The 23129-nt window shown below is 60.6% G+C and carries 24 protein-coding genes; 15 read left to right on the forward strand and 9 right to left on the reverse strand.

Translation table 11 applies throughout. The features are described 5' to 3' along the window. The 3 genes from FJ988_RS00005 to FJ988_RS00015 form a co-directional block, all read left to right on the forward strand. A partial coding sequence (locus tag FJ988_RS00005) for an S-layer family protein (protein ID WP_140814535.1) occupies positions 1–3426 on the forward strand: 3426 nt, incomplete at its 5' end. Positions 3427–3519: 93 nt separating this feature from the next. Beyond that, a complete protein-coding gene (locus FJ988_RS00010) occupies positions 3520–3888 on the forward strand; it encodes a hypothetical protein (protein WP_140814537.1) in 369 nt (122 codons plus the stop codon). A 42-nt stretch (positions 3889–3930) separates the two neighbouring features. Then, a complete protein-coding gene (locus FJ988_RS00015; protein WP_140814538.1) occupies positions 3931–5310 on the forward strand; it encodes a penicillin-binding protein activator in 1380 nt (459 codons plus the stop codon). Between the two features lie 12 nt (positions 5311–5322). Here the strand turns inward: FJ988_RS00015 and FJ988_RS00020 are convergent, their stop codons facing one another. From FJ988_RS00020 to FJ988_RS00055, 8 genes are all read right to left on the reverse strand, one after another. Next, positions 5323–6462 (reverse strand): hypothetical protein, encoded by a 1140-nt coding sequence (locus FJ988_RS00020; RefSeq protein ID WP_140814540.1) that lies wholly within the window; start codon positions 6460–6462, stop codon positions 5323–5325. 2 nt (positions 6463–6464) lie between these two features. Continuing rightward, positions 6465–7136 carry an isoprenylcysteine carboxylmethyltransferase family protein gene (locus tag FJ988_RS00025; RefSeq protein ID WP_140814542.1) on the reverse strand — a complete coding sequence of 224 codons (672 nt, stop codon included), beginning with the start codon at positions 7134–7136 and terminating at the stop codon, positions 6465–6467. After that, complete coding sequence (locus FJ988_RS00030; RefSeq protein ID WP_140814544.1) at positions 7126–7971, reverse strand: sterol desaturase family protein; 846 nt, start codon at positions 7969–7971, stop codon at positions 7126–7128. The genes FJ988_RS00025 and FJ988_RS00030 overlap by 11 nt, the downstream gene beginning before the upstream one ends. Before the next feature lie 91 nt (positions 7972–8062). Next, positions 8063–8584 carry a prepilin peptidase gene (locus FJ988_RS00035; RefSeq protein ID WP_140814545.1) on the reverse strand — a complete coding sequence of 174 codons (522 nt, stop codon included), beginning with the start codon at positions 8582–8584 and terminating at the stop codon, positions 8063–8065. Positions 8585–8592: 8 nt separating this feature from the next. Next, the gene (locus FJ988_RS00040; protein ID WP_140814547.1) at positions 8593–9129 is read right to left on the reverse strand and encodes a tetratricopeptide repeat protein; all 537 of its coding nucleotides are present in this window, start codon (positions 9127–9129) and stop codon (positions 8593–8595) included. 17 nt (positions 9130–9146) lie between these two features. Next, entirely contained in the window at positions 9147–10097 is a 951-nt protein-coding gene (locus FJ988_RS00045; RefSeq protein ID WP_140814548.1) for a type II secretion system F family protein, read from the reverse strand. A 15-nt stretch (positions 10098–10112) separates the two neighbouring features. After that, positions 10113–11084: a type II secretion system F family protein gene (locus tag FJ988_RS00050; RefSeq protein ID WP_140814550.1), complete on the reverse strand. Its 972-nt coding sequence runs from the start codon at positions 11082–11084 to the stop codon at positions 10113–10115. Then, positions 11084–12463: a CpaF family protein gene (locus FJ988_RS00055; protein WP_140814551.1), complete on the reverse strand. Its 1380-nt coding sequence runs from the start codon at positions 12461–12463 to the stop codon at positions 11084–11086. Before FJ988_RS00055 ends, FJ988_RS00050 begins: the two co-directional genes overlap by 1 nt. A 499-nt stretch (positions 12464–12962) precedes the next feature. Between FJ988_RS00055 and FJ988_RS00060 the strand changes: the two genes are divergently transcribed. The 11 genes from FJ988_RS00060 to FJ988_RS00110 all read left to right on the forward strand — a co-directional run bounded on the left by FJ988_RS00060 (position 12963) and on the right by FJ988_RS00110 (position 21384). Beyond that, the gene (locus tag FJ988_RS00060; RefSeq protein ID WP_140814553.1) at positions 12963–13151 is read left to right on the forward strand and encodes a Flp family type IVb pilin; all 189 of its coding nucleotides are present in this window, start codon (positions 12963–12965) and stop codon (positions 13149–13151) included. A 98-nt stretch (positions 13152–13249) separates the two neighbouring features. After that, positions 13250–13441 (forward strand): Flp family type IVb pilin, encoded by a 192-nt coding sequence (locus tag FJ988_RS00065; protein WP_140814555.1) that lies wholly within the window; start codon positions 13250–13252, stop codon positions 13439–13441. A gap of 129 nt (positions 13442–13570) precedes the next feature. Then, on the forward strand, positions 13571–14614 hold the full coding sequence (gene cpaB / locus FJ988_RS00070) for a Flp pilus assembly protein CpaB (RefSeq protein WP_140814556.1): 1044 nt from the start codon (positions 13571–13573) through the stop codon (positions 14612–14614). Positions 14615–14666: 52 nt separating this feature from the next. After that, on the forward strand, positions 14667–16112 hold the full coding sequence (locus FJ988_RS00075) for a type II and III secretion system protein family protein (protein ID WP_140815310.1): 1446 nt from the start codon (positions 14667–14669) through the stop codon (positions 16110–16112). Next, the gene (locus FJ988_RS00080) at positions 16099–16410 is read left to right on the forward strand and encodes a hypothetical protein (RefSeq protein ID WP_140814558.1); all 312 of its coding nucleotides are present in this window, start codon (positions 16099–16101) and stop codon (positions 16408–16410) included. Before FJ988_RS00075 ends, FJ988_RS00080 begins: the two co-directional genes overlap by 14 nt. Positions 16411–16476: 66 nt before the next feature. Then, positions 16477–17931, forward strand: a complete 1455-nt coding sequence (locus FJ988_RS00085; RefSeq protein WP_140814560.1) for a pilus assembly protein TadG-related protein — start codon at positions 16477–16479, stop codon at positions 17929–17931. 5 nt (positions 17932–17936) lie between these two features. Beyond that, positions 17937–18461, forward strand: coding sequence for a TadE/TadG family type IV pilus assembly protein (locus FJ988_RS00090; RefSeq protein ID WP_246688392.1), 525 nt, complete (start codon positions 17937–17939; stop codon positions 18459–18461). Between the two features lie 41 nt (positions 18462–18502). Then, positions 18503–19099 carry a TadE/TadG family type IV pilus assembly protein gene (locus FJ988_RS00095; RefSeq protein WP_246688393.1) on the forward strand — a complete coding sequence of 199 codons (597 nt, stop codon included), beginning with the start codon at positions 18503–18505 and terminating at the stop codon, positions 19097–19099. Continuing rightward, positions 19096–20259 carry an AAA family ATPase gene (locus tag FJ988_RS00100; RefSeq protein ID WP_140814564.1) on the forward strand — a complete coding sequence of 388 codons (1164 nt, stop codon included), beginning with the start codon at positions 19096–19098 and terminating at the stop codon, positions 20257–20259. Before FJ988_RS00095 ends, FJ988_RS00100 begins: the two co-directional genes overlap by 4 nt. Beyond that, entirely contained in the window at positions 20246–20827 is a 582-nt protein-coding gene (locus FJ988_RS00105; protein WP_140814565.1) for a L,D-transpeptidase, read from the forward strand. The genes FJ988_RS00100 and FJ988_RS00105 overlap by 14 nt, the downstream gene beginning before the upstream one ends. Continuing rightward, the gene (locus FJ988_RS00110; protein ID WP_140814567.1) at positions 20824–21384 is read left to right on the forward strand and encodes a hypothetical protein; all 561 of its coding nucleotides are present in this window, start codon (positions 20824–20826) and stop codon (positions 21382–21384) included. Before FJ988_RS00105 ends, FJ988_RS00110 begins: the two co-directional genes overlap by 4 nt. 29 nt (positions 21385–21413) lie before the next feature. Here FJ988_RS00110 and FJ988_RS00115 read toward each other — a convergent pair whose 3' ends face one another. Continuing rightward, the gene (locus tag FJ988_RS00115) at positions 21414–21950 is read right to left on the reverse strand and encodes a hypothetical protein (RefSeq protein ID WP_140814568.1); all 537 of its coding nucleotides are present in this window, start codon (positions 21948–21950) and stop codon (positions 21414–21416) included. Positions 21951–22157: 207 nt separating this feature from the next. Here FJ988_RS00115 and FJ988_RS00120 point away from each other — a divergent pair, with 207 nt between their 5' ends. After that, entirely contained in the window at positions 22158–22862 is a 705-nt protein-coding gene (locus tag FJ988_RS00120) for a thermonuclease family protein (RefSeq protein ID WP_246688394.1), read from the forward strand. Positions 22863–23129: the final 267 nt, after the last annotated feature.

The following is a 23129-nucleotide window of genomic DNA, read 5'->3' on the forward strand; positions in this document are numbered from 1 at the left end:
TTCACCTACAGCTATACGCTCGGCGCCGCGCAGACCCATCCTGCCGGCAACGGCAACAACACGCTGCCCGACAGCGTTTCGGTCGCGGTCGACGGCATCGGCGGCACCCATGGCGCCGGCAGCGTAAACATCACTATCGTCGATGACATTCCGAAGGCCAATGCGGACACCGGCAATGTGACGGAAGGCGCGCTGCTGCAGGTCAACGCCGCCAATGGCGTGCTGTCGAACGACGTGTCGGGCGCGGACGGCTATGCCGCCGGCGGCGGCGTGGTCGGCGTGCGCGCCGCAAACGGCGACACCACCACGGCGGTGGCCACGGGCATCAACACCCAGATCGTCGGCCAGTACGGCACGCTGACGCTGCAGGCGGACGGCTCGTACTCATACAAGGCGACCGCGAACGCAATCTCGTCGAACGCGACCGACACGTTCGTCTACACGGTCAAGGACGGCGACGGCGACACCTCGACCACGACGCTGACCATCAATGTCGCCAACGTGACGCTGGCCCCCGTCAACCAGACCGGCCAGGTCAACGAAGCCGCGCTCGACCTGACCAAAGATCCAACCGACCTTGCCGCCGGCACGGTGACGGGCTCCACTCCGGCAAGCACTGCCGAGACGGTGACGGGCCAGCTTACGGTGGCGGGCACGGGAATCGCCTACACGCCGATCAGCCAGACGACGGCGCATGGCGTGTTCGAACTGCAGGCAAACGGCGCCTGGACCTACACCTTGACCACGCCATTCAACAGCGGCGCGGTCCAGGGCGCCAACACCGTGGCGGGAGCCGAAAGCTTCACCTACACGGCCACCGACGCCAACGGCAACACCGTCCAGGGAACCGTCAAGATCGACGTCGTCGATGACATTCCGAAGGCCAATGCGGACACCGGCAATGTGACGGAAGGCGCGCTGCTGCAGGTCAACGCCGCCAATGGCGTGCTGTCGAACGACGTGTCGGGCGCGGACGGCTATGCCGCCGGCGGCGGCGTGGTCGGCGTGCGCGCCGCAAACGGCGACACCACCACGGCGGTGGCCACGGGCATCAACACCCAGATCGTCGGCCAGTACGGCACGCTGACGCTGCAGGCGGACGGCTCGTACTCATACAAGGCGACCGCGAACGCAATCTCGTCGAACGCGACCGACACGTTCGTCTACACGGTCAAGGACGGCGACGGCGACACCTCGACCACGACGCTGACCATCAATGTCGCCAACGTGACGCTGGCCCCCGTCAACCAGACCGGCCAGGTCAACGAAGCCGCGCTCGACCTGACCAAAGATCCAACCGACCTTGCCGCCGGCACGGTGACGGGCTCCACTCCGGCAAGCACTGCCGAGACGGTGACGGGCCAGCTTACGGTGGCGGGCACGGGAATCGCCTACACGCCGATCAGCCAGACGACGGCGCATGGCGTGTTCGAACTGCAGGCAAACGGCGCCTGGACCTACACCTTGACCACGCCATTCAACAGCGGCGCGGTCCAGGGCGCCAACACCGTGGCGGGAGCCGAAAGCTTCACCTACACGGCCACCGACGCCAACGGCAACACCGTCCAGGGAACCGTCAAGATCGACGTCGTCGATGACATTCCGACATTGGGCACGGTGCAGAGCCAGCAGGCAAGCAATGATCCGCTGCAAGCACCAGCGGTCGGAACGCTCCACTTCAGCGCGGGCGCCGATGGGGCCGGGGCCGCCATGACGATCACGGCCAACACCACGGGCATTACCTCCGGCGGGCACAACCTCATCACGGAACAGGTGGGCAATGTCTTGACCGCCTATGCCGACAACAACAACAACGGCTCGCATGATGCGGGCGACACCGCGGTCTTCACCATCACTGTAAATCCCAACGCCGGCACGTCGGGCCAGTATACATTCGACCTCCTGGCGCCGCTGGACGGCACCGTGAGCAATGTATCCATCGCGTCGAGCGGATCCTACGGATCCGGGCCCAGTAATTCTATTGTCGTGACGGCCGGTGGGCAGAACGTCGTGATGGTGACCGGGTGGGCTCCAGCCGGAGGCTTCAATGAAGCAAACTGGCTTGCCGGCGGCAATCCGGCGCTGACGCAGACCTCAAATGTCAACGGATCGAACGCCGGTTGGGGACTTGGCAACAACAATTTCGATGCCGGCGAGTTCATGCGTTTCGATTTCGGCACGCCTAACGACTATGATGGTGCCGGCGCATACGTCCCTCCTGCCATCACCATTGCAAGCGTCAGCTATGCCAAGTTCACGTTCGATGCGGTTTCGGCAAGCGACAAGATCGAGTTCGTCGCCCACTATACAAATGGAAGCACCGCTTCCTTCATCCCGACCACCGGTGCGACGTCGCTAACGATCAACTCGCCTGCGGGCCTACAGATCGCATGGGTCGACGCGTACGAATCGTCGGGCAAGACCAAGCTCAACCTGACGGATCTCGGCGTCAGCAGCACCACCGTCGACCATACCATTCCAGTAACGCTGCAACTTACGGATGGAGATGGCGACAAGACCGGTACGGCGAATTTCACTGTCCACGTGGCCGCCGGCCTGACGCCTTTTACCGTAGCTGCCCCGGTCGTGCTCGATCTCAACCATGACGGGATCCACACCACCGACCTTACGCATTCGACGGTATCGTTCGACTACAATGGCGATGGCGTCGCTTCGAAAACCGCCTGGGTCGATTCCCACGACGGCATCCTCGCGATCGATCTCAATGGCGACGGCAAGGTCAACAACGGTTCTGAAATCGTGTTCACGCAGCATGTTGCTGGCGCCGCGACCGATCTTGCCGCACTTGAGCAGCTCTACGACACAAACCATGACGGCAAACTGACCGCCGCCGACCACGATTTCTCGAAGTTTGGTGTCTGGCAGGATGCCAATGGAAACGGTGTCGCAGATGCTGGCGAGTTCAAGTCTCTTGCCACCCTGGGCATTGTAGAGATCGGTCTCGAAAGCAACCACCAGCAGTCGATTTCGGCTGACGGCTCGGTGGTAACCTATGGCGAAGCGACCTTCACCACTGCCGACGGTCAGACCGGTGCGGTCGCCGACATCGGCTTCGGCAACTACGATGGTGCCGGCTCTGGCGGCAATTCGACCCTCGCCGGCACCTCGGGCGCCGACACGTTCAAGATCGAAAATCTGAACATAAAGGATCTGATCAGCGACTATCACGGCTCCGAAGGCGACAAGGTCGACCTATCCGCGCTGTTCGAAAAGGCACCGGCTGGCAACATTGCCGATTATGTCCACTACAACAGCGCAACCAGCACCGTCAGCGTCGACACCAGCGGCTCGGGCAATCCGGCCAACTTCGTCGACGTCGCGGTGCTGCAGAACGCACCTGCCGCCGGAACGATCAACATTCTCTACGACGACTCGAACCATCAGCAGCACACGGCCACGATTTAGCACCTATGTGTGGCGGCTCGGCACTTATGTGTGGCGGCATTCCCATGCTATGCATTAGCGAAGCGTGAATTCGTAGTTTGGAGAGGGACTTACATGAAGCGTTACGCAAGATTGCTGGCTTCGGCCACGGCGCTGCTCTTGGCCGGATCGATAGGTTTCGCCGCCGACATCATCGGTGAGCCGGCGATCAATTACTGCCGTACCGTCGGCACCTCGGACCTGGTGCTGACCGACAACATGGTCGAGCTCAAGGACCATGTGGTGAAGCTGATGGATGAATCGGTCGCCGTCGCCAACAGCCCGGAATGGATCCACTCCTCGCGCCCCGCCTTCGTCTGGGCTTCGGAAGCCAAGGTCGCCTGCGGCATGGCCTATGGCTACCTCAAGACGAACTACAAGGACGAAGATACGCTCAACAAATGCGAGTGCTTCCACGACCGCATGGTCGAGTACATGCACTGAGCTGATGGGCGTGCGCTGCGCCGACCGGTTGCGATGATGGATATGAGAGCCTGGGGGGAGGCGGACGCCTGCGCGACCCTAGCGCCGACTGCAGCCCATGCCGGCGTGACACGGCCAGCCGGCTTCCGACGCGAGCCTTGGCGAGCCCTGGCGCTCGTCTTCGTCGTTGCCGCGGCCGCCTCCGGCTGCCAGTCGAAAAGCGGCGCGTCGGACGTGCTCGATCCATCGGCGATCGCGGCGCCGACAGGCCAGGCAGGCAGCGCGGCCGCGCCTGCCCAGCAGGCAAACAGCACGGTTCAAAGCGACTCGGCCGTGGGCAGTTCGGCTCTGGCCGGTCCGCCCCAGGGCAGCGCGACCGCGGGCGGCCCGACTTCGGCCGCCGCCGCGCAGGCCAATCTGACACTCGGCACCGGGCCGACCAGGGTGGCCATGCTGCTGCCGCTTTCGGCTCCCGGAAGCGCGGGCGAGAACGGCCGCAAGATGTATGACGGCGCGCGGCTCGCCATGGCCGATCTCGGCGACAAGCTTCTGACGCTGACGATCCAGGACACACGCGGCGACAGCGGCTACGCCAAGGATCTCGCGATGAAGGCGATCACGTCGGGCACGGCGAAGGCCGTCATCGGCCCGTCGGAGCTGGCGGCCACGCAGCATCTTGCCAAACTGTCCGGCTCGAAGCGGCCGCCGGTGCTGGCGCTGGCCGACAATTTCGCCGGCGGCCCGGGCGTCTATGCGGTGCGGCTCAGCGAAGCCGACAGCGCCGCCGCCGGCGCGGCTGCAATCGCCGGCAAGGGCGCCAGGAAATTCGTGCTGATGGTGCCGGCGGGCGCGGACTCGAGCGCGATCGAATCACGGGTCGCCAATGCGCTCAGCATCTATGGCGCGACGCTTGCGGTGACGCTGCCCTATTCGGCGACGGATGGCGGCGCCAAGGTGGTGTCGGACATGAGCTCGCTGGTCGAGGCGCCCGACGCCGTCGTCGTCGCCTGCGGCGACGGCAACCCGACGGCGGTGCTTGCGGCGCTGAAGGCGAAAGGCATCCCGGGCAAGACGGTGACGCTGATCGGCACCGACCGCTGGCTCGAGCGCCCGATGGATCCGCTCTACGAAGGCGCCTATATCGCAACGCTCGACCAAGGCGAGACCGGGCCGATCGCCGACCGCTTCAAGGCGACCTACCACTACCAGCCGGACATGAATGTCGCCTATGCCTACGACATGGTGGCGCTGAGCGCGGGCATAGCGAGCGCGGCCGGCCCCGACGGCTTCAACAAGCAGGTGCTGGAGAACGCCCGCGGCTTCCGCGGCTCGACCGGCCTATTCCGCTTCCGCGCCGACGGCTCGAGCCAGAGGTCTATGCCGTTTTTCAGGGTGGAAAAGGGGCAGCTGAAGCTGGTGGAGAAGTCGACGTCGGGGTTTTGAGGGGATCTATGTCTATTTGAATAGATATCTTGACACCTCTGGGTTACCTCGCCGCCACATCACGTTGTCAAGAAAATAGTGATGAACGTTGATAAATACCCAAAAAATAAATAGAAATATTGTAGAACCCATAACCTCCCTATTATAGGGAACCAATTGGTTCAACGCCATTGGAACCAACCAAAATCCTAAAGCTCCGATTATTCCACCGACAATGATAAAGGCTGCAACACGAAGCTTGTACCTTGGTGAAAGCGGAGAAAGTATCTTAAGTTCAACACCCTGTCCCGCATCTTTCTGATCCCGCTCGACATTGGTCTGGTAGCGCCAAACCACTGCCAGATACTGTGTCGAATGCAGCGCCGGTATCACTAGCAACCAGAGTGGATTGTATGTGCCGAGCAGTATCCAAGCGTACAGGGACACACTGTATGCAATGACACCATTGTACGGGAGCGTGTTGCCGTTCTTGCGCCAGCGGTTGATCAGCATCACTATGGTGGCAGCGGTTGAAGCCGCCGCCGCGGTTATCACAACATTTATGATCCAAGATGGGGCGGAGAACGTATAGTAGTTTAATCCCCAGAGTTCAAGCCTCGTAATTACTGAGTTTACTTCTAGCCAAGCTAATATCCATACGGCATAGCTATTGATCAGTAGCACCTTCTTATCGCCGTCGTTGAAGAATTTCCTTTTAAGCACAGCGTCGACCATGAGCATTCCATAGCCTTGTTTGACGTAGTGCCAGCCGACAAAAAACGCCATTGCGTTGCTCGCATAGCCCAGCAGCCGAGTGTTTCCGGTGCCAAACGCGTATGCGAAAAAGACAACCATAATGATTGGAACGATAATTCCGGCAAAGATGTAACGAACCTGCAGGTCCTTTCCGTATCCTTCTCCACGGACCTTTCTGCCAAAATTCCGATAGAATATCTGATACGAGTGAGCAAAATGCGGATGATTTATCAGGTTCGCCAGCAAAAGCATCGCTGCAGAAATCACGCCCTCATATCGGAGCGGAACGAAAAATAGTGGAGGCAGAAGAACGAAGGCGCTGCCGCCAAGCATCAGGAAATCAACGATCGGCCCGAAGAGATAAGCCTTTCTTTGCGTTACCTCCGGCTCCGATTTCGCTGCGGCCTGAAGTGTCATAGTTACACCTCCGTGTCGGACGAGAGCGCCGGCGCTGGGGCAAGCCAAGGCACCAGCATCGGCACGCGCTTGGCATATTCTTCATACTCCGGAAAGGTCTGGCGTAGGATGAGTTCTTCGTATCTGGCGCGCCTGAACTGCAACAAAAACTGGATGATTCCCAGCGCCAGCATGATCGCCGAGAAATGCGAGACAATCATCCCAAGAACAAAGACGGCCTCGCACACGTACAAGGGATGGCGCACGATCGAATAGGGCCCGGTGGTGACCAATCGGCGTGCCGTGGCCATGATCGAGAAGGAGCGGCCAAGCCAAAACAGGCAAAAAATCGAGCTCGCCGTGCCAACCAGAATCAAGCAAAGCGCCACCACTTGCAGCAACTCGCTGTCGACTGGCTCGGTCAAGAACATGGCCACCAGCATCATAAACGAGCCTGCCACTGATATTATTCTCGGCTTGACGCCCGCTGCCGTCCCCTTCGGCGGAAGACGGGCAGTGGTCATGATAATCTGCAAAAGCAGCAACGTTACGGAAAATATCTTTGTAGTAAAAGCAAGAATACTCGCTGGCGTTTCTCCATTAAAATGAAATAAAAGCGCGATGAAACTTAGTACAGCTAACACCGTTGTGACGACAACGATCAGAATTCTTCCAATAAAATCCTCAGTCAACATTCGCGCCACCCTCTTGGATAGATCCAGGGAGCGGTTCCACGCTATAACCGACCCTTCCGTTCCTTTTCCATTCCCATTTTGGAGCCAGTGGATAAACGAGTTGTTCGACGTAGGTCGGGGGAATCGGCTCATCGACACCGTACCGCTCCGGCACCGCGTTGCCAGGCAGGTGCATCGTACCGAAGAGCGCATCGATAAGTGAAACCTGGGCGGCGAAATTCTTGTCGTATGCGGCGCGGTCATTGGCATGGTGCCAATGATGGAATTGAGGGGACGCGATCAGCCACCGGAAAGGCCCGATGTTGAGCTTGATGTTGGAATGCAGAAGAATGGCGTGGCCACAGGAAATGAACGCAAATATTGCTATCGCTTCGTTGCTGAAGCCCAGCAAAAAAACCGGCACCAATGACGAGCCCTTCATAAGAATCTGGTCGACTGGATGAACCCTTGATCCGGCAAGCCAATCAAGCTCTTCAATGCTGTGGTGAATCGCATGAAAGCGCCACAGGACCGGAATGGCATGAAAGGCACGATGCGCCCAATAGAGCCCGACGTCTGCAACCAGGACAATCTCAAAAACCTGCAGCCAGACCGGCTGCGAAGATACTGCGGCCGCAACATAGGCGGGCAGCAGTTGCCCTATCGTGCCCGTCGCCAGCGCAAGAAGCGCTGCCATGCCAAGTTTGATGGGAACACCGTTGAACAGGGCGTAAATGAGGTCGTTGAAAAACGCCTTCCTCAATATCTTCTGGTGCGGTCTTAGGGCGAGCAGGTGCTCAAGCGGCAAGAAGATCATAGCCGCGATCAAAAGACCCTTCAAATTCAGGATGTCCATACAGCACCCTCACAGCCAAGCTCCGATTCAACCATCTGGCCAATTTCAGCGCAAGCTAATGGTTTCCAAAGGGTTAACCGGCAGCGTCTTGTCAAACCGGCATAACGAACGCGCCAGCGCTGACCGCAACTTGAAACGCTATTGTGCAGATTGCGGCGGCGGCGATCGGCACACCAAACGGTACCACCCCCTTGCGGTCCAAATGCTGGATATAGACGCGGAAGGCACCTTCCGGCAGCATGAAGGGAAATTTCATGACCATAGCGGTGGCGAGGGCAAGCACCAGGAGCAGGATGGAAAAGAGGGCGAGGCCGCTGCCTCCGATCAAAAACGGCATGACAGCCATAAGCTTCACGTCGCCGGCGCCAAGCTTGCGCAAAGCCCAGAACGGAAAGAGCACGACGAAGAGCAGCAATCCCGCGAGCGTGCTCATTCCCATGTCCCACCAGGACCCGGACTCGACGGACATGAGTTGCAGGGAACCGAGCCCCAGGCAGAGCAGGACGCCTACATTGCCGTTGGATATTTTTTGGGTTGTGAAGTCCGTCCATCCGACTCTTGCGAGCACCGGGATGGCAAGAGCCTTGAGGATAATCGATACGGCGAGAAGCATGGCCTGCCCTACCGCTCGATGTTCTGCACGCTGGACGACAACAGCTTCAGATTGTTCGCTACGGTAGGATCGTTTGGCGCCAGCTCGTATGCCTTGAGAAAATTCGTCCGCGCCTGCTGTAGCTTGCCGCGCAGCAGATAGGAATAGCCGACATTGTTGTAATATTCCGGCGTCGCGCCGAGCAGTCGATAGGCTCGGCCATAGGCCATATCGGCCAGATCGAAGCGCCCTATGCGGTCACAGGACGCGGCGAGACCAAGCCAGGCGACACCATCATTCGGCGCGAGCCTGGTTGCCTTGTAGAACAAGGCGCCGGCGTTGCCGTAATTTTCGGAACGGAACTGGGTCTTGGCCTCGGTAACCGCCTGGTCCGATGCGTAATAGTCGACATCGCTCACCGTCTTCAGCCCGTCGAAGGCGTCACCGAAGGCGGTGTAATCGCCCTTGGCGGGTTCGTTGGTGCGCACGACCCCGCCGGTGTCGGACTGACAGCCGGCAAGTGCTATCATCAACAGGCCGGCCGCGGCGGCAATCAGCTTCTTCATGTGGCTTCCCCGTTCAACTAGAAGAAAATGCCTTTCATCCGGATTATCACCGGTAGCATCACGACCATCATCACCACCGGGAAGATACAGAGACCCAGAGGGATCATCATCTTCACCGGCAAAGCATTCGCCCGCTCTTCAGCCCGCAGAATGCGTTGTCCTCGCATTTCGTCACTGTAGATACGAAGCGCCTCCGTAAGGCTGGTGCCGAGTTCCTCGGACTGCCGAAATAAGACGGCCAAGGCCTTCGCTTCATCGAGACCGATACGATCGGATAATTCGCGCAGTGCCTCACGCAGTGGTTTGCCGGCCCGCAACTGCAAATTCATGATGGCAAGCTGAATGCCGAGCCACTTGTGAGTTCCAGCAAGCTCGGCGCCGACACGCTCGACTGCCGCCTCCAGACTCATGCCGGCATCGGCGCAGGTGATCATCATATCCATGAAGTCCGGAAAGCTTCGCCGATAAATCTGCTTCTGGGTGCTCTCGAAGCGGTCCAGCATAATGCTGGGGATGACAAGGCAACCGAGCCCGAGCATGGCCGCACCGAGGAAAGCAAGAACACTGGGCAGTTGGGGCGGCAGCAGATAAGAAAATAACACAAAACTAACAAGAAATCCGACGCCTACGGCACCGAGGCGACAAATCGTATAGATGATCGGGGCGCTCGGTTGATGGAAGCCGGCGCGAAATAACTTTGCTTCTAGCGCGTTTGGTTCGCCTCGTTCCTTTTCCAGAGCTTTGAAATACGCATCGACGGGCCGTTGGGCTGAGATCCTGTTTATTTCCTGTTGTGCTGTAAGAGAACGACGACTGACGAGACCCTCGGATACCAGGCGGTCCGCGATTCGCCGCCTCGTTTCGAAGACCGGCACCAAGATCAGAGCTGCAACCAGAAAGATCGCGCCCGCCGCCAGAAACACAGCGATCGACAACAGCAGCGGCGAATTTCCGAGATCATTTAGCAAGATTTGCGCCCGGTCCTAAAAGTCGAAATTGACCATCCGATACATGATGTAGTCGCCAAGAAGCGCCCAACCTCCGAACAAGACGAAGACTGGCAGTATGAGGGGGCTACCCCAAACATCTCCATAGTAACTCGGCGCGATACCCCAAAGAACTAGGAACATCAGCACCGGAAACAGAGAAATGATCCAAGCCGACATTCTTCCCTCGGCCGACAGCGACTTGATCTTCAACCTGAGCTTCCGTCGCTCCCTCATAACCGAAGCAAGATTGGACAGTATCTCGGTAAGGTTACCGCCCGTTTTCGCCTGAATGGAGAGCGATACGGACAAAAGCTGCACCCCTTCGAAGCCAACCCGCTCGGACAACTTGCGCACTGCCTGCTCTAAGCTAAGACCGAACGAGATTTCATCGAACACAATGCCGAATTCGGTACCAAGCGGGTCAGGCATTTCGCGCGCGACAAGCCCAATAGCCACGGTTGTGGGGTGGCCGGCGCGCAACGAGCGGACGATCATGTCGAGCGCATCTGGGAGTTGAGCCGCAAACTTGTTGATTCTTCTGTTTTTGGCGCGCCTCATCACAAGCAAGGGAAGGGCCAATCCCACGAAGAGGAAAATCAGGCTCGCTACCAGGACCGAGGAGCTCAACAGTAGAATTGCGATCAAGGCAAGCACAAGGCCAGCCAACGCGAAAACCGCTGCAAAGCTCACCGGACTGCCGGTTATGCCTGACTGTGTATAAAGTCGATTGAGGGCTACAGCGCCAAAAGCGAAATCGCCCGATGCCGTCAGGCCACGTTCCTGCAGAAGGCTTTGCAGACTTTGTTCCGCCGGGGCGTCCTGGCCGATGAATTGAAGGCGGCGATTGATAACGCCGGCTCTTGCACGAGTGCCGGCAATGGAAAGGTACATGACCTCCACGGCGATAATAACTGATGCCGCCGCCAGCACGTAGATGAGGTACAGCAAAGTCTGGCCCGTCAACATCAGAGCGGAACCTGCGGATTGAAGGCATCCTTGACGAAATGATGCCCGAGGGTGGCGACTTCAGCCGCAAAGCGCGGGCGCACGCCGGTGGCGCGGAATTCGCCCGTGATGCTGCCATCCGCAGCGACGTCGCGTCGAACGAAATGATAGATTTCCTGGAGTTGGACGACGTTGCCCTCCATGCCTGTGATCTCGGAAATGGAGACCACACGCCGGCCGCCATCCGAGAGGCGCTGGGTCTGCACTATGATGTCGATGGCCGACGCTATCTGTGCCCGGATCGAATCATTCGTCATCGGCATGCCCGCCATGCCCACCATCTGCTCGAGCCGCGAGATCGCATCGCGTGGCGTGTTGGCATGGATCGTCGTCATCGAGCCTTCATGGCCGGTGTTCATGGCCTGAAGCATGTCGAAAGCTTCCTCGCCGCGCACCTCGCCGACGATGATGCGGTCGGGCCGCATGCGCAGCGCGTTTTTCAAGAGTTCGCGCTGACGGACTTCGCCCTTGCCTTCTATATTGGGCGGTCGCGTTTCCAGCCGGCCGACATGCGGCTGCTGCAGTTGCAGCTCAGCCGCGTCCTCGATCGTGACAAGACGTTCCTTCGTCGGAATGTAGCTCGACAGCGCATTCAAGAGCGTTGTCTTGCCGCTGCCGGTGCCACCCGACACCAGGATCGACTTGCGCGATTGCACAGCGATCCTCAGCAGGTCGACCATCGGCGCCCGGATCGAATTGAAGGCAATCAATCGCTCCAGCGAATATGGACGCTTGGAGAATTTGCGGATCGACACCAAGGGGCCGTCGACCGAAATCGGCCGCACGGCAATGTTGACGCGCGAGCCGTCGTCGAGGCGCGCGTCGACCATCGGCGTCGACTCGTCGACACGCCTGCCGATGTTCGATACGATCTTGTTGATCACCCTCAGAAGATGCGCCTCGTCGCGGAAGCGGATCGACGTTTCCTCGAGCACGCCGCGCCGCTCGATAAAGACCCGCTTGTGGGTGTTGATCAAAATGTCGGCAATGGAATCGTCCTTGAGCAGCGGCTCGATCGGGCCCAGGCCGAGCATCTCGTCGGCAGTGTCGCTGGTCAGCTGGTCGAGCTCGCGCGCATTCAGCGGCACGTTCCGGGCACGAACGAATTCGCGCACGATCGGGCGAATGTCGTTCAATATCTCTTCCTTGCTGGCCGACTCCAAAGCCGCAAGGTTGAAACGGTCGATGAGATGGCGGTGCAGATCGACCTTCAGCGCCAGAAAGTCGTCATCCTTGGTCTCGACCTCGAGCTGAGTGTCCGTCGACGGCGATGAAAGTGATGACGCCACGGGCTGCGGCAACCGCGCATCGCCCTGCCCTTTGATGAAGCGACCCAACATGCCGCACAGCCCCTTATATATCCCCTCCTTGGAAACTATGCGTTAACCACGGGAGGCACAAGCGGCGCGAAGCCATGAAGCGTGTATTACTTGCAACATAGTTAAGGAAACAAACGCCCTAACTGCCGATCTATTTACAATTGGTCCGCCATGTCCCCGACCAAGGTCCTAGGACCTTTGGTGACATGTGGCTGGATATCCCATTAAACCCTTAGATATAAAGCCTTATATTCAATCTCTAATACCTCCTCACTTGGGGTGGCCTTGTGGCCGAATTGTGAATGAATGGTTAAGATCGCTTGAAAAATGAAGCGAATCAAAGCGTTGTCAAAACTTAAAGTGCCGCGGATCGAGTATTGAAAGGTTAAAGCTCCGTTAATCCGTTTGACACTGCTTTTTCGCACGACCTAGGATTGAAGGTGACGGGGGATGCTTGGGTATGGGGTTCATCCTTAGCTCTGTCTCGTCGGGTTCAAACCTCCAAAGGGAGATATTTCGCATGAACAAGCTCATGACGATGGCCCGGCAGTTCCGCGACGATGAAAACGGCGCTGCTATGGTCGAGTATACGGTCCTGCTCGGCATCATCACGGTTGCCGTGATCGCCACTATCATCACCGTGGGTGGCTGGGTCTCGGGTCGCTGGTCGGCTCTCAACAGCGCCCTGCCCACCACGCCGGCCTCCTGATGTTGCCCGCCCAAGCGATAATGTCGCTTGGGCGTACCACTAGTCGAGACAAGGCCTCGGCTAGTGGCTGGCTTAAGGCTTCGAAGGGAACAGTTGCGATGATAACGCTCGTTACGATGGCCAAGCAGTTCCGCGACGATGAGGACGGTGCTGCCATGGTCGAATATACCGTCCTGCTCGGCATCATTACCGTCGCGGTTATTGCCACGATCATTGCCGTGGGTGGGTGGGTCAGCGGTGAGTGGACGACGCTTAACACGTCGCTCGCTTCAGCGACTCCAGCTTCTTAATTGGAACTTCTGGGACAACAGAAGAGCAACTAAGGCGGCAACACTAACTCTGGATGCCGGCGCAATTGCCCCGGCGTCCAGGGGCAGCAACGTAAAAGCAAGGCAACAAGCGTTCAGGCGGGGGCCAAAATGCGCGCAAACACGGTGATAATGATTATCCTGGCTGGCGTGTTCGGCGTGCTGGCTGTCGTGCTGGCCAATATGTGGCTGGCTAACCAACGCAGCGCCATGGCAAAGCCCGGCGACCTGCCGCGCGATACGATCGTCGTGGCAGCGACGCAGCTCAAATTCGGCGATTCTTTGAGCGCCGACAAATTGCGCGAAATACCATGGCCGGCCGGCGCCGTTCCGGCAGGCGCCTTCAAAACGACGAAGGATCTTCTGGCCGGCGACGGCGCGAAGCAGGCGCTTCAGGCGATCGGCGTCAATGAACCGGTGCTTGCGACCAAGATCACCGGGCCAGGTCAGCGCGCCACGCTATCGGCCGTACTGGCGGAGGGCATGAAGGCCGTCTCAATCCGCGTCAACGACGTGCTTGGCGTCGCGGGCTTTGTATTCCCCGGCGACCGCGTCGACGTGCTTTTGACGCGCACTGTTCGCAGTGACGAAGGCGCCGACAAGAGCTTCGTCGATGTGCTTTTGCAGAGCGTGAAAGTGCTGGCCGTCGACCAGGTGGCCGATGAAAGCAAGGACAGCCCGACGGTCGTGAAGGCCGTGACGGTCGAAGTCAACACCAAGGATGCACAGAAGCTGACCCTTGCCGCCGGCGCCGGTCAATTGTCGCTGGCGTTGCGCCAGGCGGCGGCCAACAAGGCGGAAACCACCGAGCGGATCACCCTCTCCGACCTTTCCGGCGACACGCCGGATGACGTCGCCAAGCGGCAGGCGGAAGCCCAGAAGCAGGCAGCGGCCGACGCCGCGGCTGCAGCCGACCGCCAGCGGGCCGACGACCAGCGCAAGCAGGCCGACGCCAAGATGGATGGACTGGCCAAGGCCGTGGAGCGCGTTGGAAGCCAGGTGGATGAGCTGAGCAAGAAGCCTGCAACGATCGTGCAGGCGGCGCCCGAGGCCGAGCCCTTAAAGGTCGTTCAATCCGAACCGCCGGTACGGGCAACGGTCGGGGTGTTTCGTGGAGTGAAACTCGAGACGTACGACGTGCCGCGCCAACCCTAAAAGGGGGGCGGCAAACGAGGGCTGCCAAGTGGCAGTGTATGGGGAGACGGGGATGAGTTTGTTTTGGGTCAGGATGGCCGCGGCCGCGCTATCCTTTTTCGGATTGGCGGCGATCTTTGGCCAGGCGGCCAATGCGGCCGACCGCTTCATCGACGTGTCCCGCCCCTCGCTCCACCGGGTGTTCGTGCCGGTTTCCCAATCCGCCACGATCCAGGTGAATGCCACGCTGGGCGATATCGTCGTCGGCGACGAGAAGATCGCCGACGCGCAGCCGATGACTGACAAGACGCTTTACATTATCGGCAAGGCTGTTGGCACCACTACGGTGAACCTGTTTTCGGACGACAAGCGCTCGCTTGGCACCATTCAGATTGAAGTCGGCCAGGATGTCAGCGACATGGCGGCGGCGATCCGCCAGGTGGCTCCGAAAGCCCGCATCGAGATTGGTTCCTTGAACGGCAAGGTTCGGCTTTCCGGTCACGTCAAGGATGCCGCGACGCTCGCGCAAATCATGGAGGTCGCTCAGCAATATGGGCCCGAAGGCGTCATCAATTCGGTCTCCATCGACGACAGCCAGCAGGTAAACCTGTCGGTTCGCATTCTGGAGGCCAAACGCAATGCCGGCCGCGATCTGGGGGTCTCGCTCAGGGGCTCCAACAAAAGCGGCAAAACCATATTCGGAACCGGCGATGCGACTGTCGACAAGGATGGGACGGTGCTGGGCGCCGGTGATCTGGTAAGCGGTCTTCTTTCGGGCAGCAATCCGTTCGGCGCTTTGATCACCCGCGTCATCGACAGTAACATCAAGGTGGATTTGATCATCCAGGCGCTGGAGTCGAAAGGCGTCGTGAGACTGCTGGCGGAACCCAATCTTACTACCCTTTCGGGCGAGACCGCGAGCTTCAATGCCGGCGGCGAAGTGCCCATCCGTCAGGTTGTCAACAACGACCAAGTGACCATCGTCTACAAGCAGTTCGGTGTGAACCTGAACTTCACGCCGGTGGTGCTTGACGATGACAAGATCCATATCAAGCTTTCTCCGGAAGTAAGCGACCTCACAGGGTTCACGACGGCCGGCGATCCGATTTTCACCAATCGCAAACTCGACACGGTGGTTGAGCTGCGCGACGGCCAGAGCTTCGCAGTCGGCGGGCTGCTGTCGAGCAAGACCACCAAGGAACAGGATCAGGTGCCGTGGCTCGGGCAGGTGCCGATCGTCGGCGCTTTGTTCCACAATTCCAGTGCACAGAAGGAAGAGACGGAGTTGGTCGTCATCGTGACACCGCACCTGGTGCGGCCGGTGAAACCAGGCGAGCAGTTGGCAACTCCGCTCGACAAAACCAGGCCAGCCAACGACCCGGAACTTTTCCTGCTCGGACAGCTCGAAGTCAGCAAGGACATGATCCGCAGGTATGAGCATGGGGACGGCGTCACCGGCCCCTATGGCCACATGCTGGACGTCAAATCGAAGGACAAGCTGGTCTATGTCAAGAAATAAGCTCCTCCTGGTCCTTCTCAGCTCTGGCCTGCTCGCCGGCTGCGCGGCGGACTATCTGAACAACTACGACACGATGACGCTGGCTTCCGGCGATGCGCAGAAAACCAACCAGCTGCTGCAGACCGTCGACTCGTACAATCCGGCGTCCAACAACACGAAGATCGAAGGCGATGGCGCACGGTCCGTCGGCGTCGTCCAGAAATACAAGCTGCCGCCTAGCACGCCCGCACCAACCACGAACATGACAGTTAATGTCGGCGGCGGGGGTGTAAGCGAGCCGCCAACGGCGGCGCAGTGAGGTGAACCGCAGTACGCGGCCAGGTCAGGCGAGGAGGGCCTGAGCGGGAGAGTAGAGGGTGGGGTAATGTTGGGGACCGTTCGCAAGTTCTGGCGCGATCAAAGGGGTGTAGCGCTCCTGCTGGTAAGCATCATGCTGCCAGCGATCATCGGCTTCTCGCTGCTGGCGATCGACATGAGCCGGGTCAACAACCTGCACGCCGATCTCCAAAAAGCCGCGGATGCGATGTCGCTCGCCGCGGCGGCGGAGCTCGACGGCCAGTCCGACAGCATCACGCGCGCGAATCGCGCTATCGCTAACCTGGTCGCCAACAACTACACCTTCTCCACAGCCGGACCGCCGCAGATCTTGCAGCAATCCGGGATCACTACGCGCTACCTGAAGTCGTTGCCTGTCAACGACACCACGGCCGTCGCCACGTCCATGGTCATCACCGACGAAGTCACCGACGCCGCGCTTGCCCGGTTCGTGGAAGTCACCGTCACGCCGGTGGGCTTCTCGGCGATATTCCCGGTTTCCTACATCTCCTCCACGGCCAGCGGATCGTTCAACGTCGGGGCCAAGGCCATCGCCGGATTCAGCACCTCGGTCTGCGACTACACACCGGTTTTCATCTGCAATCCGTATGAAGGCAATCCGGGTGGCGTGTCGTTGGAAATGGCTGCCCAGCAGCGCCAATATCGCCGCCGGCAGATCATCCTGCGCAACAATGGCGCCTGGCAGAACGGGAACTTCTCGTTCCTCGCCTCGCCCGACGGCAATGGCGCGAACCAGCTTGAATTGTCGCTTGCCAGGGTGAAGCCGTCGGGCTGCTATGCGCAGGACGGCGTCGACACAGAGCCGGGACAGAATGCCGGCCCCGTTCAGGACGGGCTCAACGCCCGGTTCGGCATCAGCAAATCCTATATCGGCACAGCCAACGGACCGGCCCTCAATGTCCGCATGGGCCTGAAGAGCTTCAACTGCAACAACAAGACCACATTCGAGACCGATCCCACGAAGGGCATCGGCCTTGAAGAAGACCCCTGCATCTCCGCCGGCAACTGCACACTGATGGGCGGCCGGATGGGCGAAGGCAACTGGAATCTCGCGAGATATTGGTCCGCCAATCACCCGACGCGCGGCGCCCTGCCATCGGCTCTTTCGGGGACCGGCAACGATCTGCCGACCCGCTACGAGACCTATAGGTACGAGATCGATCCCAACGGCGACGGAAACACGTCCGATAACATTATCGGCGACGCCTCCGTCGGCGGCGAGACCGGAAATCCATCCTGCAGCCAGACGCCCGTGACAACGGTCGACCGGCGCATCCTATACGGGGCAATCATCGACTGCACCGCCAACGGCTTCAACGGACGCGCGACAAGCGTCCCGGTCCACGCCTTCGGCAGTTTCTTCATCACCGAGCCGATCAAGGACGGCAAGGACATCTATGTCGAGTTGGTCGACATCACCGGCAAAGGCGGTCGCGGCACGCTGGACAATTTCCTCCGCGACGAAGCGCAGATTTATCGGTGACAGCGATGTTTCGGTCGATTGCGCGTCAGTTCAGGAAGTTCCGGAAGGACCAGCGCGGGGCGGTGCTCGTCGAAATGACCATTGTCGCGCCTGTGATGCTTGTGCTGTGCGCCGGAGTCTTCGAGTTCGGCAATCTGATCCACGACAAATTGTTGATGCAGGCGGGACTTTCCGATGCAGCCCGCTACGGAGCTCGCTGCAACACCAAGCTCTATACCGACGCCGGCTTGGCGATCAACTGCGCTACCGTCGCCTCGAACATCGCGCTGTATGGCAATGTGGGCGGCACCGGGACCGCGCGCGTTCCGGGTTGGAACACTCAGAGCCCCAACGTGACCGTGACCATCGGAACCAACTGCAAGGACGCGGTTGTCAGCGGTGTCACGCAATATCGGTCGGTGACGCCGCAGGTTTGCGTCGTCAGGGCCGACGGCACCTATGCCTATAGCGGCGTTGGCCTGCTCTCGCTGGTCGGGATCGGCACGATCACGCTCACCGGCTACCACGAGGAGCGGTTGATCCGGTTTTGATGATGATCAGGCGTTTCACAAAAGCAGAGGACGGCGCGGCAATGGTCGAAATGACCATCGTGTCCACTCTGCTTTTTGCGATCACGCTTGGCTTTGTCGACTTCGGCTACGCCTTCTACCAGTGGAACGCAGCGACCAAGGCCGTGCAGGTCGGTGCCCGACTGGCCTCGATTTCCGACCCCATCGCAACCAATCTGACGACAGCGGGCCCCACTACCACGCCCGGCGCACCAGTCGTCGCGGGCGCGTACGGCCCGTTTGCCTGCAGCTACACCGGGACGACAGGCTCCTGCACCAACAGCGGGACGTTCAACGCGACCAACTTCAGCCGCATCTTTCGCGGTGACACGGCAGTGACCAATGACGATGCGTGCCCCGCGCTCACTGGAACGCAGAGGCCGGGCATGTGCCATTTCTTCCCCGGACTGCTGCGCACAAATGTGGTCGTCACCTATGCGGCGACAGGTCTCGGCTACCAGACCCGGCTTGGTGGCCCCGTGCCGACCATCACCGTCAGCCTTCAGAACCGAACTTTCCAGTTCTTCTTCCTCCAGGGACTGATGGGATTCGCAAACATCAACATGCCCTCCATGCTTAGCACGGTTACGGGCGAGGATATGAAAACCACTTGGCCATGAACGCGATCGACACCAGAGTTGTACCCACCAAAAGAAAGCAGGTGGCGCTGTTTTCGTCGGATGCGAATTTCAAGCGCGACGTCACCACCCGTCTCGATGCGCTGGCGATTTATGACGTCAAGGTTTCGGACGCAGCGGAATTCCTCAAGGGGCCGCCTGTCGACAGCCGCCCCGGCATCATCATCCTCGATCTCGGAAATGGCGAGCTGCTCGGCAATCCGGCAATCGTCGAGGCACGGGCGGCCTGGGCTTCGGTGCCGCTGATCGCGATCTCCGACGAGCTCACCTCCGAGCAGACGCGCGTTCTGGTGCGCATGAACGCGTCCGACTGGCTGCACAAGCCGCTCGATGCCAAGGAGTTGCTCAACGCCGTCACCTTCCACGACACCGGCAGCCAGGGCACCAAGAGCCGCATCGTCACCTTCATCGCCGCCAGCGGCGGCGCCGGCGCGACCACGCTGGCAATCTCGGCGGCGGAGCACCTTGCCTCGAAGTCGGGCGAGCGTGCGGCCTCGACCTGCCTGGTCGACCTCGACTTCCAGAGCGCCAATTGCGGCGCCTATCTCAACCAGTTCAACCAGTTCGACCTCTCCGGCATCATCGCCCAGCCGGAGCGGCTCGACGTCGAGCTGATGGACGTCATCAAACTGTCGCGGCCGTCCGGCCTCACGCTCTATTCCTTCGAGCGGCCGCAATTACCGTTCGAGCCGCATGGTTCCGACTTCGTCTTCCGGCTGCTCGATCTGGTCGCCTACCGCTTCGACGACATCGTCATCGACCTGCCCAACATCGAGACGCCCTGGCACGATTCGGTGCTGCGCACGAGCGACGAGATCTTCATCGTCTTCGAGCTCAACGTCGCTTCGCTCAGGCAAGGCAAGCGGCTCTACAAGAAGATCCGCGAGTTGCGCGGCAACAAGGTCAACATCACGCTGGTCGCCAACAAGCACAAGCGCAAATGGTTCGGCAACCACTTCTCGCGCAGCGAACTGGAGAAGATCTTCAAGGCGCCGCATATCAAGTCGCTGGCGCTCGACAATGCGCTCTTGGCCGACTCGCTCAATCGCGCCATCCTGCCCTCCGAGGTGGACGGGCGCGCGCGCTTCAACAAGGACCTGAAGCGCATGTTCAAGGAACGGCTGGACAATGCCCAGGGTTAGCCCCGACCGGCGGATGGCGACGCGGCTTGCGGGCGCCTGCCTGATCGGCCTGGCGCTGGCTTCGGCCTGCGATTTCGCGCAAGCCGGATCGGCACTGCCGACGCTGCCCGCGATGGGGCCCAGCCTGCGCAAGGCGGTCGCCTTCCAGACCGGCGAGCCGCCCGGCACGATCGTCATCCGCAAAAACGAGAAGGCGCTCTATCTGGTGACGGGACCGGGCCAGGCGCTGCGCTACCAGATCAGCGTCGGCCGCGACGGTTTCGGCTGGACCGGGACGGTCACCGTCGCCTCCAAGACCGAATGGCCTGAGTGGCGTCCGCCCAAGGAGATGCGGGCGCGCCAGCCGGAACTGCCTGCGATGGTGCCGGCCGGTCCGTACAATCCGCTCGGCGCCAGGGCGCTTTATCTGGCGCGGGACGGGCGCGACACGCTCTATCGCATCCATGGCACCAACGATCCCAAGGGCGTCGGTTTCGACGGCACGTCCGGATGTTTCCGGCTGACGAACACCGATGTGATCGATCTCTTCAAGCGCGTCGCAGTGGGCGCAAAGGTGGTGGTTGAATGACTATGATCAGCGACCCGGACGTTCCGGCAATCGAACTTAGCCAACGCGAGGCCGCTCCGGGAAGGCCCAGCCGGGCCAGACTGATCGGTGTCGTTGCGGTGAGCGCCTTGCTCGTCACCGTCGTCAACGTGACGGCCGCGATCTATCTCTATCGCGGCGTCAACGACCTCAAGGCGATCGAGGCACGGCTGGATGATCTCGGCCAGTTCGAACAGCGGATCGGCGCCCGCATCGACACCGTCAACAACGGCTTCCAGAGCCGATTCGAGACGCTGGACCGCCAGTTGCAGGCGAGCTTCGGCCAGATCAACGGCAATGTTGCCAAACTGGGGCAGGGCCAGCCCGTGGCCGCCAGCGAGCCGGCGCCCAGCGTGGCCGAGCCGAGCATGCTGGAAAACACCACGGTGGCGGATGCATCCCAGGTCGACGACAGCGGAGCCGGTTTCGCCGACGCGCAACCCTCGTTCAAGCGCAAGGTCTCGCCTCCAGGCCCCAACCCTTCCTATCAGCGCATCCAGCAGCCCGACGGCAAGGTCTATTACAAGAAGATCAACTGAGCTCGCGGATTGCCGCCGGAACCGAGAAACTACAGATCGCGCTGCAGCGCCAGCATACGGACCGCGCGGGTCTCGGCGCGCGCCTTCGCCTCGCGCAGGAACGTGACGTGGCAGTAGGCGCAGGCCGCGAGGCCGAGGCACAGCACCAGGCAATTCTGCAGGTTGAAATCGACCATAACCGAGAACTGAAGCCGGGGAGACATGGTGAAGGCGGCAATGGTGCTCGCCGTCTCGGCATGGCTGCTCAACGCCATCATCAGTCCGGCGAACATCATTGCAGCATGGTTGGCGAGGAAGAAGCCGGCGGATCTCCTTGCCTGGCAGACCATCCAGCAAGCGCCGGCAGCGAAAACAAGAATGGCGGCGTCGATGGCCAGCGATCCGCCGAGATAGGCATGGACCTGCTGCCAGAACGTCGTCGAGAACGGGCGCAGCTCCAGCCACGCGTGCCACACGGCGGGGCTCGCCGGATAGAAGCCGAGAAGCATTGACGCCACCCGCTCCGCCGCCAGCAGAAGCAGCACCAGTGCCGGAAAGGCAAAAAGCAGGATCGGCTTGCGCGTCATGTCATCCCCTCGACATCCGATGGTCGATTGTAGGACGTATTGGTTGCGCGAGACTTAACGCAACGCCTTGCTTTTCAAGGAATGTCGCTTGCGTCTAATGTATGATCCGGTGCAAACGGTCGGGGCGGCGGGCGTGTTGACGCAATCCATCGGGTTGGGTTCGAGAGGCATCGCCGGCGGTCGGCCTGGCCCCGCGAGGCCGCGCGCGTGAGCCCGGCCGAACTGCGCCGACTGCTGGCGCCGGCGCTTGGTGGTCTGGGACTGCTCACCGGCGTGCTGCTGATCGCCGAGGGCAAACGCTGGCTGCCGCCCGCCCCGCCTTCGATCGCACGGGGCCAGGGCGCCGGTGAGCAGCAACCGGCGTCCTCTGTCCTGCTCCACGACACGCGACCGGGCCAGCCGGCGCGCAGGATCGCCGAGGATCGTATCGCGCCGCCGCCGCTCGACCCATCCAGGATCGAGCGCATCGGGCCGCGCCCTCCCCTTGGCGAACTCGGGCTCGCGCAGTGGCCAAAGACGCCGATGCCGCAGGATTGGCAGGAGGCGCTGCTTTTCCGACCGGTCGCAACCTCTTCCGCGGTCTTCGAAGCCATGGGGCGCACAATCGCCATCAGCGGCACGCTCGAGATAGGCCCCGACCAGACCTGCACGTTCGACACCGCCGCGTGGCCCTGCGGCCAGCGCGCCCGCGCCGCCTTCAACGGCTGGCTGCGCGGCCGCGCGCTCAAATGCCTGCTGCCGCCGGACGCCGACCGCTTCGCCATCGCCGCGCCCTGCATGCTCGGCAAACAGGATGTCGGCGCCTGGCTGGTCTCCAACGGGTGGGCGATGGCCGCTCCCACCGGCATTTACGGCAAGGCGGAAACGGTGGCGAGAGAAGCCGGGATGGGGATTTTCGGGCCGCCGCAATAGTGTGAAGCGGGACAGTCGGGACCGGCTTCGACCCGGAATTGCGTGAAAGCAGAATGGTCGGAGCGGGCCGGCGCTTCTAGAATCACGGCCTGTTCGAACCTCACGTAGGTCACCAGACGCAGCAGCCGCGGCTGGGGCCGCTTGCAGGGACGGGATCCTGGCCTGCCACGGAGAAGACGTCGACTTTGCATCAAATTGTCGGCTTGCCTGAAGCCGAAATCGTAACGGACCTCCTGTAAGCCGATGCGTCGAACAGGAGATTGGCCC

It is taken from the genome of Mesorhizobium sp. CU3, assembly GCF_006442965.1.
Lineage (GTDB): Bacteria > Pseudomonadota > Alphaproteobacteria > Rhizobiales > Rhizobiaceae > Mesorhizobium.

Bases quoted from the DNA above. Each gene is read 5' to 3' on its own strand.
- FJ988_RS00075 (WP_140815310.1), top strand. From the start codon at position 14,667: ATGAGTTTGTTTTGGGTCAGGATGGCCGCGGCCGCGCTATCCTTTTTC.
- FJ988_RS00065 (WP_140814555.1), top strand. From the start codon at position 13,250: ATGATAACGCTCGTTACGATGGCCAAGCAGTTCCGCGACGATGAGGAC.
- FJ988_RS00100 (WP_140814564.1), top strand. From the start codon at position 19,096: ATGAACGCGATCGACACCAGAGTTGTACCCACCAAAAGAAAGCAGGTG.
- FJ988_RS00095 (WP_246688393.1), top strand. From the start codon at position 18,503: ATGGTCGAAATGACCATCGTGTCCACTCTGCTTTTTGCGATCACGCTT.
- FJ988_RS00030 (WP_140814544.1), bottom strand. From the start codon at position 7,971: ATGGACATCCTGAATTTGAAGGGTCTTTTGATCGCGGCTATGATCTTC.
- FJ988_RS00115 (WP_140814568.1), bottom strand. From the start codon at position 21,950: ATGACGCGCAAGCCGATCCTGCTTTTTGCCTTTCCGGCACTGGTGCTG.
- FJ988_RS00060 (WP_140814553.1), top strand. From the start codon at position 12,963: ATGAACAAGCTCATGACGATGGCCCGGCAGTTCCGCGACGATGAAAAC.
- FJ988_RS00020 (WP_140814540.1), bottom strand. From the start codon at position 6,462: ATGACACTTCAGGCCGCAGCGAAATCGGAGCCGGAGGTAACGCAAAGA.
- FJ988_RS00025 (WP_140814542.1), bottom strand. From the start codon at position 7,136: ATGTTGACTGAGGATTTTATTGGAAGAATTCTGATCGTTGTCGTCACA.
- FJ988_RS00015 (WP_140814538.1), top strand. From the start codon at position 3,931: ATGAGAGCCTGGGGGGAGGCGGACGCCTGCGCGACCCTAGCGCCGACT.
- cpaB (WP_140814556.1), top strand. From the start codon at position 13,571: ATGCGCGCAAACACGGTGATAATGATTATCCTGGCTGGCGTGTTCGGC.
- FJ988_RS00040 (WP_140814547.1), bottom strand. From the start codon at position 9,129: ATGAAGAAGCTGATTGCCGCCGCGGCCGGCCTGTTGATGATAGCACTT.
- FJ988_RS00110 (WP_140814567.1), top strand. From the start codon at position 20,824: ATGACTATGATCAGCGACCCGGACGTTCCGGCAATCGAACTTAGCCAA.
- FJ988_RS00085 (WP_140814560.1), top strand. From the start codon at position 16,477: ATGTTGGGGACCGTTCGCAAGTTCTGGCGCGATCAAAGGGGTGTAGCG.
- FJ988_RS00035 (WP_140814545.1), bottom strand. From the start codon at position 8,584: ATGCTTCTCGCCGTATCGATTATCCTCAAGGCTCTTGCCATCCCGGTG.
- FJ988_RS00050 (WP_140814550.1), bottom strand. From the start codon at position 11,084: ATGTTGACGGGCCAGACTTTGCTGTACCTCATCTACGTGCTGGCGGCG.
- FJ988_RS00080 (WP_140814558.1), top strand. From the start codon at position 16,099: ATGTCAAGAAATAAGCTCCTCCTGGTCCTTCTCAGCTCTGGCCTGCTC.
- FJ988_RS00010 (WP_140814537.1), top strand. From the start codon at position 3,520: ATGAAGCGTTACGCAAGATTGCTGGCTTCGGCCACGGCGCTGCTCTTG.
- FJ988_RS00105 (WP_140814565.1), top strand. From the start codon at position 20,246: ATGCCCAGGGTTAGCCCCGACCGGCGGATGGCGACGCGGCTTGCGGGC.
- FJ988_RS00055 (WP_140814551.1), bottom strand. From the start codon at position 12,463: ATGTTGGGTCGCTTCATCAAAGGGCAGGGCGATGCGCGGTTGCCGCAG.
- FJ988_RS00090 (WP_246688392.1), top strand. From the start codon at position 17,937: ATGTTTCGGTCGATTGCGCGTCAGTTCAGGAAGTTCCGGAAGGACCAG.